This window comes from Bacteroidota bacterium, from assembly GCA_016714535.1.
In the GTDB taxonomy this organism is placed as follows: Bacteria; Bacteroidota; Bacteroidia; order AKYH767-A; family OLB10; genus JADKFV01.
On record JADKDR010000001.1, the window covers coordinates 373786 to 391532 of the forward strand.

Annotated in this window: 14 protein-coding genes and 1 tRNA gene; 2 read left to right on the forward strand and 13 right to left on the reverse strand. The window is 39.5% G+C overall.

Annotated features, from left to right (window positions below):
- Window positions 1-48: 48 nt before the first annotated feature.
- The 5 genes from IPO27_01565 to IPO27_01585 form a co-directional block, all read right to left on the reverse strand.
- Window positions 49-2169, reverse strand: a complete 2121-nt coding sequence (locus tag IPO27_01565) for a tetratricopeptide repeat protein (protein MBK8845293.1) — start codon at window positions 2167-2169, stop codon at window positions 49-51.
- Window positions 2170-2488: 319 nt separating this feature from the next.
- On the reverse strand, window positions 2489-3649 hold the full coding sequence (dnaJ, locus tag IPO27_01570) for a molecular chaperone DnaJ (GenBank protein MBK8845294.1): 1161 nt from the start codon (window positions 3647-3649) through the stop codon (window positions 2489-2491).
- A 17-nt stretch (window positions 3650-3666) separates the two neighbouring features.
- Entirely contained in the window at window positions 3667-4065 is a 399-nt protein-coding gene (locus IPO27_01575; protein MBK8845295.1) for a nucleotide exchange factor GrpE, read from the reverse strand.
- A complete protein-coding gene (locus tag IPO27_01580) occupies window positions 4059-4265 on the reverse strand; it encodes a hypothetical protein (protein ID MBK8845296.1) in 207 nt (68 codons plus the stop codon). The genes IPO27_01575 and IPO27_01580 overlap by 7 nt, the downstream gene beginning before the upstream one ends.
- Window positions 4266-4481: 216 nt before the next feature.
- Window positions 4482-5030: a TlpA family protein disulfide reductase gene (locus tag IPO27_01585; protein MBK8845297.1), complete on the reverse strand. Its 549-nt coding sequence runs from the start codon at window positions 5028-5030 to the stop codon at window positions 4482-4484.
- Window positions 5031-5252: 222 nt separating this feature from the next.
- Between IPO27_01585 and IPO27_01590 the strand changes: the two genes are divergently transcribed.
- A complete protein-coding gene (locus IPO27_01590) occupies window positions 5253-6986 on the forward strand; it encodes a carbohydrate binding domain-containing protein (protein ID MBK8845298.1) in 1734 nt (577 codons plus the stop codon).
- Window positions 6987-7025: 39 nt separating this feature from the next.
- Complete coding sequence (locus IPO27_01595; GenBank protein MBK8845299.1) at window positions 7026-8600, forward strand: choice-of-anchor B family protein; 1575 nt, start codon at window positions 7026-7028, stop codon at window positions 8598-8600.
- Between the two features lie 300 nt (window positions 8601-8900).
- On the opposite strand, the gene era is transcribed toward IPO27_01595, so the two are convergent.
- The 8 genes from era to IPO27_01635 form a co-directional block, all read right to left on the reverse strand.
- Window positions 8901-9779, reverse strand: a complete 879-nt coding sequence (gene era, locus IPO27_01600; GenBank protein MBK8845300.1) for a GTPase Era — start codon at window positions 9777-9779, stop codon at window positions 8901-8903.
- A 50-nt stretch (window positions 9780-9829) separates the two neighbouring features.
- Window positions 9830-9901 (reverse strand) — tRNA-Met (locus IPO27_01605).
- Window positions 9902-10066: 165 nt separating this feature from the next.
- Complete coding sequence (ftsZ, locus tag IPO27_01610; protein ID MBK8845301.1) at window positions 10067-11782, reverse strand: cell division protein FtsZ; 1716 nt, start codon at window positions 11780-11782, stop codon at window positions 10067-10069.
- Between the two features lie 170 nt (window positions 11783-11952).
- Window positions 11953-13236 (reverse strand): cell division protein FtsA, encoded by a 1284-nt coding sequence (gene ftsA, locus IPO27_01615; protein ID MBK8845302.1) that lies wholly within the window; start codon window positions 13234-13236, stop codon window positions 11953-11955.
- Between the two features lie 30 nt (window positions 13237-13266).
- Window positions 13267-14130, reverse strand: a complete 864-nt coding sequence (locus tag IPO27_01620; GenBank protein ID MBK8845303.1) for a hypothetical protein — start codon at window positions 14128-14130, stop codon at window positions 13267-13269.
- Between the two features lie 42 nt (window positions 14131-14172).
- Window positions 14173-15507, reverse strand: coding sequence for a UDP-N-acetylmuramate--L-alanine ligase (locus tag IPO27_01625; GenBank protein ID MBK8845304.1), 1335 nt, complete (start codon window positions 15505-15507; stop codon window positions 14173-14175).
- Window positions 15507-16589 (reverse strand): undecaprenyldiphospho-muramoylpentapeptide beta-N-acetylglucosaminyltransferase, encoded by a 1083-nt coding sequence (gene murG / locus IPO27_01630; GenBank protein MBK8845305.1) that lies wholly within the window; start codon window positions 16587-16589, stop codon window positions 15507-15509. Before murG ends, IPO27_01625 begins: the two co-directional genes overlap by 1 nt.
- A gap of 17 nt (window positions 16590-16606) precedes the next feature.
- Window positions 16607-17743, reverse strand: coding sequence for an FtsW/RodA/SpoVE family cell cycle protein (locus IPO27_01635; GenBank protein MBK8845306.1), 1137 nt, complete (start codon window positions 17741-17743; stop codon window positions 16607-16609).
- Window positions 17744-17747: the final 4 nt, after the last annotated feature.

Here is a 17747-nt window from a genome sequence, read left to right on the forward strand (position 1 = left end):
AAATATTTACCGGCAATTTGATAAGCAATACAACTTTCGTGTTAATCTTTACTTTAATTCAATTTGTAATTTAACATCAGTTCCATTCCCTTGTTTTGTAATTATTTGTGCACTACCTCCTATTTCTTTCATTCGCTCTTGTATATTTTTGAGGCCGCTTCCATTTTTTCTTACGTTGCTCATGTCAAACCCTTTTCCATTATCTGCAATATTAATTTGTAATTGATTTTGCTGCAACATTATTTTTAGATTAAGCTCCGTTGCATCTGAATATTTTAAAGCGTTGTTAATTACCTCTTTTACCGTCAACAGTATATTTCTACGTACTTCTCCTGTTAGTTTTTTATCAGCTATAGTTGCTGGCAATTGCATATTTAATTTTACAGATGAATGCTGTATGGTTTGTTGCGCATACTCATGTATGTAGCTAATCAAATTTTCAAGTGTGTCATTTTTTGTATTCAAGGCCCATACCATCTCGCGCATATTATCTATAAGCGTATTAGCTGTGCCACTTATATCATTCATATTGTTGCCGGATGTGCGTGGGTTGTTGCTCATCATGGCAATGGCTGTAAGGCCGCTGCCTAGCTCATCGTGCAAGTCGCTCGAAATACGTGTGCGTTCCTTTTCAAGTAGCTGTTGCTGCTCCAGTTTTTTCTTTAATTGATAACGATTAAAAAATACAAAGCCAAATACCAGTGCACTTATAAATGCTGCAATGATACCCGTCTGTATTAATTTTTGATTTAGAATTTGGCGTTCATCAATTTGAGCTTGTTGCGCAGCTATTTGCAATTGCTGCTCTTGTGCTATGGTCTGTAATGATTTTTGTTGCAGATCATTTTGTTGTTGTATTATTCTTAGCTCACCGAGTTCACTGGTTTGTTTTAGCAAACTAATTTCAGTTTCTTTTTGTTGTGCCTCTTTATAATTACCCGCTATAATGGCTTCTTGTTTTTCTAACTCAAGTTTCGATATTTTTTTTGCTGTTTCAAATTGTTTAATTGTTGCATCTTTTATTTCTGTTTCATATTTTAAATTTAATTCATTTAAGTTCTGAGCAACACTGTTGGAATTTATAGAATCATTAATATGCACAAGGGAATCATTGTAACTTAATGCCGATTCAAAGTCTTTATGCAATTTACAAATAATTACCATGCTTTTGTATGCTGCCAATAGCCGTTGCACATCTCCTACATTTTTTGAAATTTGTATTGCCTCAGCACAACATTTAATAGCTGTATCCGTATTGCCGAGATGAGCGGTAGCCTCAGCATATAAATGCAACCCCCGTGCATGCCATGTTGTAGGTTTTTCATTTTTCGAGATATGCAATGCCTCTTGAGCATAATAAAAAGTGGAGTCATATACTCTACTTGTTTTGAATGCATTAGCTATGTTTAGGTATCCAATAATTATTTGCTCTTTATTTTGCCGTTTTAATGAAATATCAACATTCATTTTATATATATAAACAGCACTATCAATTTTATATTGTTCCAAATAGATAGAGCCAAAAGCAGAATTCAAGTTCCATGATAATTGTTCATCAGGATACGTTAGTAAGTTTGTGCGCGCTTTCTCGAAATATGCCAATGCCATTTTATAATCATTTAATTGCCTGCGATATATGGTGCCAATGTTTATTTGCATGGCAGGAATCCTAGCAAATTCGTGATGCGCTTCGCTATATTTAATTGCCTTAATGTACATGTCAAGAGCTGCATTATAATTGCCTAACCTATTATAGCAAATACCGCTACTATTTGCATAGCTTACATAATAAGTAGAATCATGGTTATTAAGCATCAGTCTATGCAAAGTATCTAAATACAGTTGCGCTTTTTTGTAATCGGACTTGTCAAGAGTAAACAGTGCATAATAAGTTAATGCCATCATTCGACCCTTATTATAGTTGACTTTTTGAGCTATACTATCACAAATATTTAAATAATACATGCCAGAGTCTGCCTTATATAGTTTATAAGCATCACTAAGCTTGCAGTTGCAAATTACCTTCGAGGTATCATGCATTGGCTTTGTGTTAAAGGCAAGTAACGAATCTATTACTGGCCGATTTTTTTGTGCGCTCACATAGGTTGCATTAATACAAACAGTAATGAGTAATAAGATACCTATAAAAAGGGCGGTATGCTTGGTCATCCGTGTAAAATTAATTTTAGGCAAATATAAAATTAACTTTAAAAAAACCTATACAAATTGATAAAAGGAAGTCACTTGTATTCCCCTTACTAACTTACCTTACCGGGCAGTAAAAATCACCTGGTCAATAAATCGGTTAGTTAGAATTTTATTCCATCTTTTACAAGCACCATTGTTTTATCAAACTATTGATAATATATGAACATAGTTTACACCAACATGCAAGGATGATGTCTGATTTTTTTCAAAGAGTACTTTAATAAGATACCTGAAATGAAGCTAACGGTAACGTTATATGTTTGAAGACTTAATGGAAGGATTACTGTTGAAAGTACTCTTTCATACGATCGAAAAATCCTTTTTCATTCTTGCCGGGTTTGGGTTTAAAGTTTTCCGACTGTCCAAGTTTCTCCATAATTTTACGCTCTTCGCTTGTTAGGCTTTGTGGTGTCCACACATTCACATTAATAAGCTGGTCACCATGCTGATAGCTGTTAACTACCGGCATTCCCTTGCCTTTAAGGCGCAGTACTTTACCGGCCTGTGTGCCCGGCTCAATTTTTATGCGTGCCTTTCCGGTAATGGTAGGTACTTCGAGTTGTACACCAAGTGCAGCATCGGTTATGCTGATGTATAAATCGTAAATGAGGTTATGATTATCGCGTTTAAGATGTGCGTGTTCCACTTCTTCAATAAGCACATAGAGGTCGCCTGCCATGCCGCCACGTTCGCCAGCATTGCCCTTTCCTGAAACATTGAGCTGCATACCTTCGGCAACACCTGCCGGAATATTAATGCTGATGGTTTCTTCGGCAGGGCGAGTGCCGCTACCGTAGCAAGTTTTGCATTTATTAGTAATAATCTGCCCTTCGCCTTCGCATGTAGGGCAAATGGTAGCAGTTTGCATCTGACCAAAAATGGTGTTGCTTATACGGTTTACCTGCCCACGTCCCTGACAGGTACTGCACGAATTAAAGCCGCTGCTGCCCTGCGCTCCTGAGCCACTGCATGAAGTACAACGCGCCTGCTTATGCACTTTTATTTTTTTCTCACATCCATTAGCAACTTCTTCCAGCGTAAGTGCAACCTTTATGCGCAAGTTACTGCCCTTGCGGCCCTGTCCTCGCTGCTGCCTGCGGTTGCCACCAAAAAATCCATCAAATCCCGACCCTTCGAATACGCTGCCAAAATGCTCGAAGATATCATCCATGCTCATGCCGCCACCAAAGCCATTGCCACCACCACCTGCAGCCCCACCTACTCCGGCATGTCCAAATTGATCGTAGCGTTGCTTTTTTTCGGGGTTGCTAAGTACTTCGTAAGCCTCGGCTGCTTCCTTAAATTTTTCTTCGGCTGCTTTATCGCCAGGATTTTTATCGGGATGAAATTTGATTGCTAACTGTCGGTAAGCTTTTTTCAACTCTGCTTCCGAAGCACTTTTGCTTACACCCAGTATTTCGTAATAATCGCGTTTTGACATTTTCTTTCCTTACATAATTAACCGCCCACTACCACTTTGGCATGTCGGATAACTTTTCCTTTTAATAAATAACCCTTTTCTACTTCTTCAATTACGGTATTCTTTTTTGCCTCATCAGCTGTGGGCATCGTTGTAATGGCCTCGTGCAACTCGGCATCAAATACGGTGCCTGTGCAGTTCATAGCCTCAAGCCCTTTGTTATCAAGTATCGATTTCAGTTTATTATAAATGAGATGTATTCCATCCAGAGCACTTTTATCATCACTTACCGAAATTGCTTTTATAGCTCTTTCAAAATCATCCATCACCGGCAACATAGCAACCATCATATCGCTTGAAGCTGTTGCGAGCAGTTCCATCCGTTCTTTTAATGTGCGCTTTTTGTAATTATCAAACTCTGCATTGAGTCTTAAAATCGATCGCGCATTTCACCGGCTTGCTGTCTTGCTTCTGCCAGTTCCTCTTGTTCGGTTTCTATCTGACCAATAATGTCTTCATCCTGCTCGTGCATAGGCAGTCCCTCGGTATTTTCATCATTTTTTGTGTGCTCTATGGGTTCTTGCGTCTTATTATCTTCCATTTTTGCCTTTTCTTTATTTTTAAAAATATTAAACAAGTTGTTGATTATTAGAAATGTTTAGGGGCTCTTTTTTTTAAAAAAGCCCAATGATGCAACAGCAATAGCTGCGTACTCCTGTTTTTTTTGCTTTTGCTGGCCTGATTCAAATATTTTGCCATCGGCAAATTATGGTCAAATTGTCACACAAAAAAACCGGCTGATTTATCTACTAAACCAACCGGTTATTAAATACTATTGCCCCTGATTGTTAAATTATTTAGCTGTCTTGAGTTTTTCAAGTGCATCTGTCAATGCCTGTCCGCGAAGGCCTATTCCTACAATAATGCCCTTTTCGTTTATTAGCCAATTGGTAGGAATGGAATTTACCCCATAGGTTTCGGCTGCTTTCGAATACCAACCGCCCAGGTCACTAACATGATATGGCCACACCAGTCCATCTGCCGATATTGCCTGAGTCCATTTATCCTTGTTTTGATCTAGCGATACGCTATACACGGTAAAGCCCTTAGCATTTTTATTGAACTTAACATCTTTATATTTGTTGTAAGCCTCCACAACATGGGGATTCTCTTTGCGACAAGGGCCGCACCACGATGCCCAAAAGTCGAGCAAAACGACTTTGCCTCTCAAACTAGAAAGCTTGATTGCTTTTCCTTCAGGACTATTAAAAGTAAGGTCGATGGCTTCATTTCCCACCTGTACCCCTTGTGCAACTTTTGTCTTTTGTTGCTGACTATTTACACAAGTAACGGTTGAGGTTAAAATAACCATAGCAACCAATGACAGAACTACATTTTTCATATTCTTATTTTATTTTGAAAAGAAGTTTTCGAATCGCAAAGATAATACCTCAGTTTACTTTACGATAATAATTAATGAAAAAATCAGAATTCAAAACCGGCCAGATAGCTGCTAACTAGAAGCCTAACCCTTTTCGAATGATATAAATTGACCTTGGGCTATGAAATTGGGGGACTTTTTTTTCCTTTGCTTATAAATTTCCAAAAACAAATACCTGACTTGATGAAAAAGCAAATATCTGCACTGATATTATTAGTTACATTAAACATAGGGATGCTGAAGTCTCAAAGTTGCGAATTGTTTTGTAATGGCGATTTTGACAGCCTTAACTTGGCTGCACCCAACACGATATTTTATGCTACTGCCAGTCAGGTACCGTGTTGGCATACTGACGACCCAAGTCAGGTTTTCGAGATTTGGGGCACTGGATATGTTGGTGTACCTTCATATGATGGGCAGTGTTTTCTTGAATTGAATGGTAGCACTTATTCATCTGCATGGCAAGATATTACGGTATTGCCGGGAAGTAAACTGACTATTTCATTTGCGCACCGTGGCCGTTCGGGCATTGACACTATGGTTGTTAAAGTAGGACCGGTAGGCGGCCCCTATACTCAAGTAATTAAAGTTGCCGATGGTACAACAAGTTGGGGGTATTACTCAGTAACCTATACCATACCAAATAATGGAACCAACTTCAGAGTGATGTTTACACCTACCTATGCAGCGGGTGGTGCAACGGTAGGAAATTTTCTCGATGCCGTTTCGGTAAGTACAACTTGTGCTCTTATTTCCAAAACCTGTTATGGTGATACAACTGAATTTATTGTTTTAGACTCAACAAGTTTTATATCGTTTGGATGGAATTTTGACGACCCTTCCACCGGTCCACTTAATAGTGCCTTTGATGCTTTTGCTACCCATGTTTTTTCGGCACCCGGAAACTACAATGTACAGTTGATAACGGTTGTTCCCTTTCCTCCTTATGCCGATACGGTAATTTATCCGGTTACAATTGTTAATCAACCACAATTTAATTTAGGCAACGACACCATGCTTTGTCTGGGGCAATCTATTTTGCTCAGCCCCGGCATTTCGGGCAATTACTTGTGGAACACGGGAAGCACCAATGCAACCTGGAATGCAAATGCTTCGGGGACGTATATTGTAACCGTGTCGCAATCGGGATGTGCCAATACCGATACCATCGAAATCAGTTACATGCCATGCTCAGGTGTTATTGCAAACCTTGCATGTTCCGATACTAACTTTTGCGAAAAAAAAGCCATCGACTTTTTTGATCTTTCAATCAATAATCCCACTTCGTGGCAATGGACTTTTACCGGAGCCATTCCAAACACCTCTACTGACCAAAACCCGGCTGGGATTTATTACAGCAACTACGGGAGTTTCGATGTTCAATTAATTGCCTGCAATGGAGCCGGATGCGATACCATTCTGTTTTCAGGGTTTATTAATGAGTTCGCCTCGCCTACACCACCTTCGTTAACTATGAGCAACGATACCATCTATTGCCTCGCAACTAATGTTACGTACAATTGGTATAATGTAAATAACCCAAATACAGTGTTGGCCACCACCGGCTATTATTACCCCTTACAAGCAGGACAGTACTATGTAACTATTACTGACAGCAATGAGTGCAACGCTACCTCGGCCTCTTATTCGAGCAATGTAGGCTTTGCCGAAATGGATGGCGCATACATCAATTGCTACGTATCAGATAATTTGGTGCTTATCGAAACCTCCAGCGCCAATGAAAACATCCAATCGGTGTTGCTATATGATGTATCACCTAAATTAATTTCCTCCGAAATAATTACTACGCCCACAAAACGTATAGAGCTTGCTAAACCACAAATTCCAGGATTCTATTATTGCAAGGTATTGACAAATTCAGGCTTATACTTAAAGAAACTAATAGTTAATCATTAATCTAAGTAGTAACTTTGTTCCACTAATAATTTAATTATCATGAAAAAGATTTTTTACCTAATCGGATTAATTCTTTGCAGCACAATTGCGCATTCACAAAAAAACATCACCCAACTTGCCAATATCAACTACGGCTATCAGCTTGCGGGTTGCTGGCATTATGTGGACTCTACGGGACATGAATTTGCCATTGTTGGCACTTACCATGGGGTTAGCATTATTGATATGGCCAACCCTGCCAATCCAATCATTGTTGATTCTACACCGGGAACGCCATCCATATGGCGAGAGGTAAAAGTATGGGGCAAGTATGCGTATGTATCTACCGAGGGTTATGATACTACCGGGGTATTAAATGGTATTCAGATAATTGACTTGAGCAACCTGCCCGGACCGGTGACATACAAATTTTACAAAGGTGATGGGGCAATAGCCAATCAACTTACGCGGGCACATACGGTAACCGTTGACAACGGCTACCTCTACATTAGCGGCTCTCAATTGTTTGGGGGCGGTATTTTAATTTGCGGCCTTAACGACCCGTGGAATCCTGAGTATGTGAGTTCATATTCCAATTTCTATGTGCATGATTGTATTTTAAAAAATGACACCATCTGGAGCAGCGAAATTTGGGCTGGTCAGTTTAGCGCCATTGATATTACTAATAAGGCAAACCCGGTATTGCTGCAGTCGCAGCTCACCCCTTCGCTGTTTAATCATAATGGCTGGTTTAACAATGCAGGCAATGTATTTTTTACAACCGATGAAAAGCCCAGTGCACCGCTAGCTGCTTATGATGTAAGCGATTTACAAAACATCAAATTGCTCGACACCTATCTTTCGGAAACTGCACCTGTAGGCGAAGTGCATAACGTACGTGTGCTAAACGATTTTCTTGTGAATGCAAATTATGCATCGCACATTAGTATTGTTGATGCACAATATCCCGACAACCTGGTTGAAACTGCACACTTCCCCATGGGTGGTGGTGCACTTAGTTGGGATGCCGATCCTTACCTGCCATCGGGTGTTGTGATTGCCACTAACATGAGTACAGGTTTTTTTGTTTTTGATGTAAATTATGTTCGCGCTTGTTATCTCGAAGGTAATGTAAAAGATTCTTTAACCGGAATCTCTTTGCTTAATGCCAAAGTCTTTATTAAATCTCTAGCTAAACTTGATAGCACCAACCTTACAGGTGATTATAAAACAGGAGTTGCCGATGCAGGACTTTATGATGTGGAATTTTCTTATCCCGGATATCAAACCTATACCGCAACCAACATCAGTTTAACTACAGGTGTAAAAACAATATTAAACGTTGCTCTCTTACCAAACAATTTTTCTATTCCTGACAATTCAGGTTGTAACAACCTCCGAGTAGTTTATCAAAATGCACTTGGGTTGTTGACTATTGACAAAGAAAATTGCAACAAAACACAAATAGGAAATTTGCAAATAGTGGATGCAAGCGGCCGTTTGGTTTATTCAAACATTGAATCGCTAGATGATAATAAAATTGTTTTGCCTCTAAGCAAAGGTGTTTATTTTTATTCTATCCTGAATGAAAATAATGAGCTGCTTTCGAATGGGAATTTTTCTGTTTTGAAGTAATTCTAATTAGCTTCTTTGAATTTATACAAGACTGCATTTAGACTTGCACTACTTTTCAAAATGGCATTAACTAAGCGTTTTGTAGGTATTAATTAATCTAAAACCAATATAAACTTGATTAAAAAAAACGGCCGGTTCATTAAAATGAACCGGCTAACTATAACTGCATTTTAGTTTCCTTCAATATCAGTAATCGAAACTTTTCTAATTGCTATTGTAAAATTTTTAGTCCGAAAAATCCAATCATTCTCTTTATAACACCTATGAAATAACTAAGGCGCTGCGCATAGAATCCGAATGCTAGTAACCAAAATTCTTTAACGAATTATCATCATTGCGCCAGTTGTCTTTTACTTTTACGGTAAGTTCAAGATATACTTTCTGTTGTATAAACTCTTCGATACGCTTGCGCGATTCAATGCCAAGATTTTTTATCATATGTCCCTTATTGCCAAGCATAATGGCCTTTTGCGATTCGCGCATTACAAAAATAGTGGCATATATTTTTACAATACTTTTTTCTTCCTTATACCGCTCTATGGCCACTTCGCTACTATAAGGAATTTCTTTATCGTATAATGCAAGAATGCGCTCGCGAATAATCTCGGTAATAAAAAATCGCTCATTGCGGTCAGTCAATTGATCGTCATCAAAATATCGCGGCCCTTCGGGCAGATGTTTTACAACGCTATCAATCAGGTGAGTGGTATTAAAATTATGCAATGCACTTATAGGATAAATCTCGTTCCAATAGTTCATTGCCTTGTATTGTTCTATAGCCTTCTCAAGCTGCTCTTGCTCGATGGTATCAATTTTATTAAGAAGCAAAATTCTTACAGCTGTTGATTTTGAAATTTTATCCACCCAGACATCGTCCAACATGGTATCGCGAATATCATGTACGAATAAAATTACATCGCTGTCATCAAACACTTCTTCTACGCTTTGCAACATGCGCTCGTGCAACTTATTGGCAGGTTTCATTATTCCGGGAGTATCGCTAAGAACAACCTGATAGTTTTCGCCATTAATAATTGCTCTAATGCGATGCCTTGTGGTTTGCGCTTTGGGATTAACTACACATAGGGGTTGCTGAACGAGTAGATTAATAAGCGTTGATTTGCCAGCATTGGGTTTGCCAATTATGTTTACAAAACCTGATTTAAATAATTCGGGCATTTATTTAAAATTAAAAAAGGCGATAATCATGATTATCGCCTTTTACTTAGTAGCGGGAGCCAGACTCGAACTGACGACCTTTGGGTTATGAGCCCAACGAGCTACCACTGCTCCATCCCGCATTATCGAGGCGCAAAAGTAATATATATTTTCAAGAAACAAACTATATTTTAAAAAATAGTGTTTCGCTCCGGTTGTGCTTGAAACCCACTGTTAACAAGGTACAGCAAAAAAAAGAGGCGCGATAAATATCGCGCCCCATCTTTTAAAATCAAAACCTTCAGTTATTAATCCACCTTATCGTGGAAGAATGCGTTGTTCTCTCTAACTCCATTATTACCATTTGCATCCGGCCCCACGGTATGCCTTCCCACATTTGATTCGTTACTTTGTGGAGTATTCTGCATGACGGTATTCTTGCGTATATAAGCAGGTATATCCTTGTTATCGTTTGTGCTATTGTTTTGCAACTTATAGGTTAACTCGCGCAATCTCATTATTCGCTGACGGGTGGCTTCCATGGCATCATCCTTTGGTGCCTCTTCTGTTTCCTGTTTATTTTCAGGTAAAAGAAATTCAAGCTTTGGTGCTTCTTCTATTACTATTTCTTCCTGCTTTATCTCTTCCGCAGGCGGAACTAGATTAAACACAAAGCTATTTGACTCTTCTTCGGGTTCTACAGGCAACTCAATAACCTCCTCTTGAAATGATGGTTCATTCTGAACTTCGGTTTCAACTTTGACTAATTCTTCCTGCATACTTTGACCATTTACAAGCGTGCCTTCCATATCGGTTACAATCATGTTGGTTTCAGCAACCGCATTAAAAATAGCTTCGGGCTTTATCTCATCATTTAAATTGAATACTTCGTGCGCTGGGCTTTCAACCTTATTAACCGGAAGCACGTTTGTTTGCAACTGCGAAATCATTACCGGCTCAATATTATTATTATTGGTTATAACAGTTTGCGATATGGCAGCAGCAGGTGCATCTACCATATTTATTACTTCACGCTTAGGAGCATTCTTGGCTGAAATAATTTCATCACTTGTTTTAAACCCTGTTGCTATTAAAGTGATACAAACATTGTCGCCCAACTCCTCATCGTATCCGGTACCAAGTATCAGGTGTGTATCTTCTCCAGCCTTCTCCTGAATGAAATCGGTAATTTCACCTACCTCGTCCATGCTAATTTCTTCGTTACCCGAAGTTATGTTAAGCAAAATATGTTTGGCATCTGTAATTTCACGATCGTTTAGTAGCGGTGAATCCATTGCAAGCTCCACTGCAAGGCGTGCTCTGTCGGCACCTGAAGCCATACCGCGTCCCATAATTGCTACGCCACTATCACGCAACACCGTTTCAACATCAGCAAAGTCAACATTGATATATCCTGATACAGTAATAATTTCGGCAATGTTTTTTGCTGCTATCGTAAGTATATCATCAGCCTTTCCAAAAGCATTTGTCAATTTTAAATCGCCATGAATTTGGCGCAGCCTGTCATTGCTTATCACAAGCAATGTATCCACATTGCGCTTTAACTCATCGAGGCCATTGGTTGCCTGATCTTTTCTACGCCTTCCTTCAAATACAAATGGGATGGTTACAATACCTACTGTAAGTATGCCCATGGACTTGGCAATACCCGCTATAACCGGTGCAGCGCCTGTACCGGTGCCACCACCCATACCTGCAGTAATAAATACCATCTTGGTACCATCTGAAAGAATTTTCCTTACGTCTTCCACATTTTCGAGGGCTGCTTCGCGACCTTTGTTAGGAATGCTTCCTGCGCCTCTTCCTTCAGTAAGTGTTGGTCCAAGTTGAACTTTAATTGGCACCGGACTAATCTCAAGGGCTTGCAAATCTGTATTGCATACAATAAAATCAACACCCCGAATGCCTTGACGGCACATGTGATTAACAGCATTGCTGCCTCCACCTCCTACACCAATTACCTTAATAATAGAAGGTTCTTTGTTTGTCATTTCAAAATTCATTTTTTTTGTTTGATTTAGTTAGTTAATTTAATCAGTAAAGAATAGCTTTTCGACTGCACAGTTAACTATAGATATATACGTTTTATTTAATTTTTCCTTTTTACAAATTGAATGATGCTTTTGCCGCTGTTCCTAAATGCGCAACTACATGCATTTTACTTATCGCCTTATTATTTTAAATCTTTATCATCATCATCATCAAAAATGGCTTTGATAATCGGCTTCTTAAAAAAGTTTTCAAACCACTTACCCTTCTTACTCTCCACCACTTCTTCTGGCTTATTCTGATTGGTATTGAAACCACTAGCCGACTCGGCAAACCCTTTTATAACAAGCCCTACACCGGTTGCATACATGGGGTGTTGAATCTCCTTAGTATCCTTACCCAAATGCTGATGGGGCAAACCAATGCGTGATTGCATACCCGTAACATATTGAAACAAGTGCTGTATATGTTGCAATTGCGAACCGCCACCGGTGAGCACAGCTCCGAGGATAATTTTCTTTTCCCATCCGGAACTTTTAATTTCAAAATACACTTGCTCAAATATTTCTTCCATGCGTGCCTGAATAATATTAGCAAGATTTTTTAATGACACTTCCTTTGGTGCACGTCCATTCAATCCTGGAATCGAAACAATTTTCATTTCGTCTGCCATACTTGCCATTGCGCTTCCAAACTTTACCTTCACCATTTCGGCCTGCGACTTAATTATTTTACAACCCTCATGAATATCATTGGTAATAATGTTGCCACCAAAAGGAATAACAGCTGTATGACGTATAATGCCATCCTGGAAAATTGCAATATCGGTAGTGCCACCTCCTATATCAACTAATACAACTCCGGCTTCCTTTTCTTCGGCAGATAGTACGGCATCGGCCGATGCTAATGGCTCTAGTATTAAGCCTACAGGTATTAACCCCGCGCGCGAAACACAACGTTGAATATTTTTTGCTGCACTTATCAATCCTGTAACAATGTGACAACTGGCTTCAAGGCGCGCACCAGTCATACCCACTGGGTTTTTCAAGCCCTTGTCGTTATCTACATTATACTCTTGAGGAATAACATGAATAATTTCTTCGCCAGGTTGCATAGCAAGACGATACATATCTTCGACAATGGTTTTAATATCTGCCTTACGAATTTCGTCATCGGGATTCTTGCGCATAAGCATACCGGTGTGCTGCAAACTCTTTATATGTTGACCTGCAATGCCCACATATACTTCCTTAATCACAACATCGGCAGCATCCGAAGCCTGCTTTACTGCATTCACAATAGACTCTACTGTATCGTCAATATTGCTTACTACGCCCTTGCTCACTCCATGCGATTCGGCCTGCCCTTTGCCTATTAGCTCAATTTTGCCAAACTCATTTTTACGGCCAACCATAGCACAAATCTTGGTTGTGCCTATGTCTAGTCCTACTATTAATTCTTCGCTCATTATTAAAATATATTTATAAGGTTTAAAAAACTATTGAATGCTATTGGTAGTTTGTTTAGTAACTGTGGCTGTATCCGTTGGTATTTCCCTTTTTTTCTTCTTAACACACACCACTTGCGACTGATACGTAAGATCAAGCGATTCGTAGTCTGTCCACCCCTTCTTGTTCAATCCATTTTTATAAAATACGAATAGCTTATCTAATTTTTCTTTTAAGTGGGTTGCACTGCCTAGTTTGATTATATGATCGCCTATACGTGGTATTAATTCGATTTCGTAATTCTCTGTAACATACACCTGACCTAGTTGTGCGCTCCAAAACGGATGGTTGCTTACATAACGGGCAATATAATATAGTTGCTGATGTATGCTTGCCTCACGTGCAGTGTCCATGATGCTTTCGGGCATAGGTTGCAATTCGGTACCCGAAGACAAACAAGGAATATTTCCATTAGCACAAAGAACATTGACAGCAAACTTTTTGTGTACAGGCATTACTACTCCCATCGTATCGAAGAAAAAATTCTCACCGCTTTTACATGAAATGTGCAGTATCGGAACACGTTGCGAAGCAGTAATTACCACCTTTCCATCAAGCGTTGAAAGTACTTCGGCTTTATTGATGTATGGATTCGTATAGATGATATTTTCTAACATAGCCGTGTTAATATCACTCATCAATTTATCGAGTGGCGCATGAGCAGACTCGTTCACCATTCGTTTTATATCATTTTCTTCGACAAATGAAAGCAAAGCTGCATCAGTTATTTCGATTGAAACGCCTTTGCAGCGTAGCTTTGCACTATCATGCTCAATAAATGCAAGGCACGTAATACAGGTTACTCCAACCAGTATCCATACAACTAAGGGTATATACTTTTTAATCTTTTGCATTTGACTCTTTTGTTTTTTGAGAAATAAAATCGTGCAAAGGCTCTACCAAGTATCAATATCACCTGCACCTATCGTGAGCAAAACTTCGATTGGTTCATCTTTAAGATGATCTATTAACTCACTCATATGACAATACCGAACCCTATTGGTCATCATGTCTCCTATTAAACTGCTGCTTACTCCGACAATAGGTAGCTCGCGAGCAGGATATAGTGGCAATAAGTAAGTAGTATCTGCAATAGATAAGCTACTGGCAAAGCCCATGGCAAAATCGCGGGTACGGGTGTAGAGGTGAGGTTGAAACACAACTGTAATCTTTTTACCTGTGAACATTTCCTTTACACTATTTAGAAACGCACTTATCTCTTCGGGGTGATGGGCATAGTCATCAATGTAGGTAATGCCATTCGTATTAACTTGAATATCAAACCTGCGCTTTATGCCCTTAAAACTTGACACACCATATTTTATCTCATCAACACCTGCACCTAAAAGCAAGGCTATGGTAATTGCCGCTACCGCATTCTCAACATTGTGACGCCCGGGCAATCCGGTAGTTATATCCCTTATCAGGACATCGCCCCATTGATAATCAAAAACATATTGATTGTTCTGTATACGTATATTATTACCGTTACAATCTGCCTTTTCGGTAATAGAATAAGACAGACCATCCGCGCCCAGATCGAGGCCTTTTTTGTATATCAGTTTACCACCGGGTACAACTTGCTTTGCAAATTGCTGGTAGCTCTCGAGCAATGCATTTGCATTGCCATAAATATCGAGATGATCAGCATCGGTACTTGTAATAATAGCCAGGTACGGATGTAGCGTCAAAAAGGAGCGGTCAAACTCATCAGCCTCTACTACAACAATTGAGTCGCTGCTCTGCGTATTGCCGGCTATAAAATTTGAGCCAAGATTTTTAGAAATACCCCCCAAAAAAGCTGATGGCTTAAGCCCTTTGGTCATAAGCAGATGAGTTACCAGCGAAGATGTAGTTGTCTTACCATGCGTGCCAGCTACAGCCACAGTCTTGAAATTGCGGGTAATAATCCCCAGCACCTGCGAACGCTTATATAGTGTATGATTGAGCTTTAAAAAATTATATTGCTTGCTATCAATTGGAATAGCAGGAGTATACACTACTAATATATGTTCCGGAGATTCGCTTTGCAAAAAATCGGGTAACGATTCAATGGTATCTTCATATCCTATCGAAATATTTTCGGAAGTCAACTGAGCGGTTAATGGTGTTGGTGTTTTATCATAACCATACACATGTACACCCATTGTATTGAAGTAACGTGCAAGGGCGCTCATACCAATACCTCCTATACCAAGGAAATAAACAAACCGTATGTTATTCAAATCAATCACGCTACTTTGCTAAGTTTAATTACTTCTTCTGCTATTTGACGGGCACTGCCGGGCAATGCAAGTTTTTTAATATTCGTACTCAACATATCCTGTTGTACTTTGTTGGACAATAATGTTGCAGTAACATCACCAAGTTGCACTACTGCATCTTTATCCGTTACCAATAGTGCCGCATTTTTATTTACTAAAGCCATAGCATTTTTTGTTTGATGATCTTCGGCTACATTAGGCGAAGGCACCAACACAACAGGCTTACCAACTAAACATAACTCCGAAATGGTGCTTGCACCTGCTCTGGAGATAATGACATCGGCCGCAGCAAAAGCATAATCCATTCTATAAATAAAATCCAATACACGCACGGTATCACTTTCCTTTGTTTTACCTTCGTTGTAATATGACTTTCCGGTTTGCCATATAATCTGAATATCTCCCGGTAGGTTTTGTAACCATGCTGCTATACTATGGTTAATAGTGCGGGCACCTAAGCTTCCACCAACTACCAATACGGTTTTTTTACCCTTTTCTAATTTAAAAAAGTCAAGTGCTTCGTCTTTGCGTTGCAACAGGGCAGTTACTTCTTCGCGCACCGGGTTGCCTAGCAAAAGAATTTTTTCCTTCGGAAAAAATTTTTCCATACCATCGTATGCCACGCATATTTTTCTGACACGCGAAGCCAGCATTTTGTTGGTTATGCCTGGAAACGAATTTTGCTCCTGAATAAGGCAATTAATGCCCTTTTGTGTTGCTATAAAAAGCAGGGGTCCGCTTGCATAGCCACCAACACCAACCGCAACATCTGGGTTGAAATCGGAAATTATTTTTCGGGCCTTAAGCAGACTGCCTATTAATTTAAATGGGAATAAAATATTTTTGAGAGTAAACGAACGTTGAATACCGGCAATGGGTAGCCCAACAATTTTGTAGCCTGCTGCAGGCACTTTTTCCATCTCCATCTTACCTAGCGCCCCTACAAATAGTATATCAACACCGTTGACAAGTGATTGTAACGCATTTGCTATAGCAATAGCCGGAAATATATGTCCACCAGTACCTCCACCGCTGATGATGACACGCATGTTACTCGATGGCAAGGTCACCCTCCTTCCTGCTCAAACGATTTGCTGATGCTTAATAAGATTCCGATGGCAATGCTGGTAAACCAAATGGAGGTTCCACCCATGCTTACCATTGGTAATGCTTGTCCGGTAACCGGAAACAAATTAGTAGCAACGGCCATATTAATCATGGCCTGAAATACGAGGCTGAAGCAACAGCCAAATGCAAGAAGCGAGGCAAAAGCCTTTGGGCTTTTGCGAACAAAACTTACTGCCCTAAACATAAGTATGATATACATAAATAAGATAAGCGCTGCTCCCCACACACCATACTCTTCGCAAATAATAGCAAAAATAAAATCGTTGAATGCTTGCGGTAAAAAATTCCGCTGTGTACTCTTGCCGGGACCTACCCCAAATGCACCTCCTTTAGCAATGGCTATTTTTGCTTGTGTGGATTGATCTATCTCGTCCGTTTTTGGTTCGCTAAAGTTTTCGATACGCTCCATCCAGGTGGCTATGCGTCCCTCGTAGCCTACCAACTTAGAAACGCCAATAAATAAAACGAGGCAAATAACTCCTGCACCAAACAGCATGGCCATATGCTTAAATGGAATACGCCCTATAAACATGACTGTAAGTGAGGTAACAAACAATACAGCAGCAGTAGAAAAATTGGCTGGAACAATTAAAGCACAAATAACAAGAACAGGTAACAGAATGTTAATGATAAAATCTTTTAGTTCAATGGGCTGATCCTGCCTCTTTGATAAAGCACGTGAGAGAAATAAAAGCAAGGCGATTTTTGCAAAGTCAGATGTTTGAAATGTTAGTCCCATAACCGGAAGCTTTAACCATCGGCTTGCTTCATTAACATTATGTCCGCTTAGAAGTGTAAAAAACAAAAGAGGCACCACCACAATTAAACCTAAGCGAGCAATTTTTGCATAATTGATATAATTAATTTTGTGCGTAAAATAGATGATAACAAAACCAAGTACTAAAATTACCAGATGCTTAAGTACATAGTACTCCGTATTTCCTTGTTGAAACCGATATGCTAACGAGCCTGTGCTGCTGTAAACCGCCAAAATGGAAAACACCGATAGGATAGCAACTACAAGCCAAATCATTCGGTCGCCTTTTAGATACTTATTTATTAAATTGTTTTCCATTTAG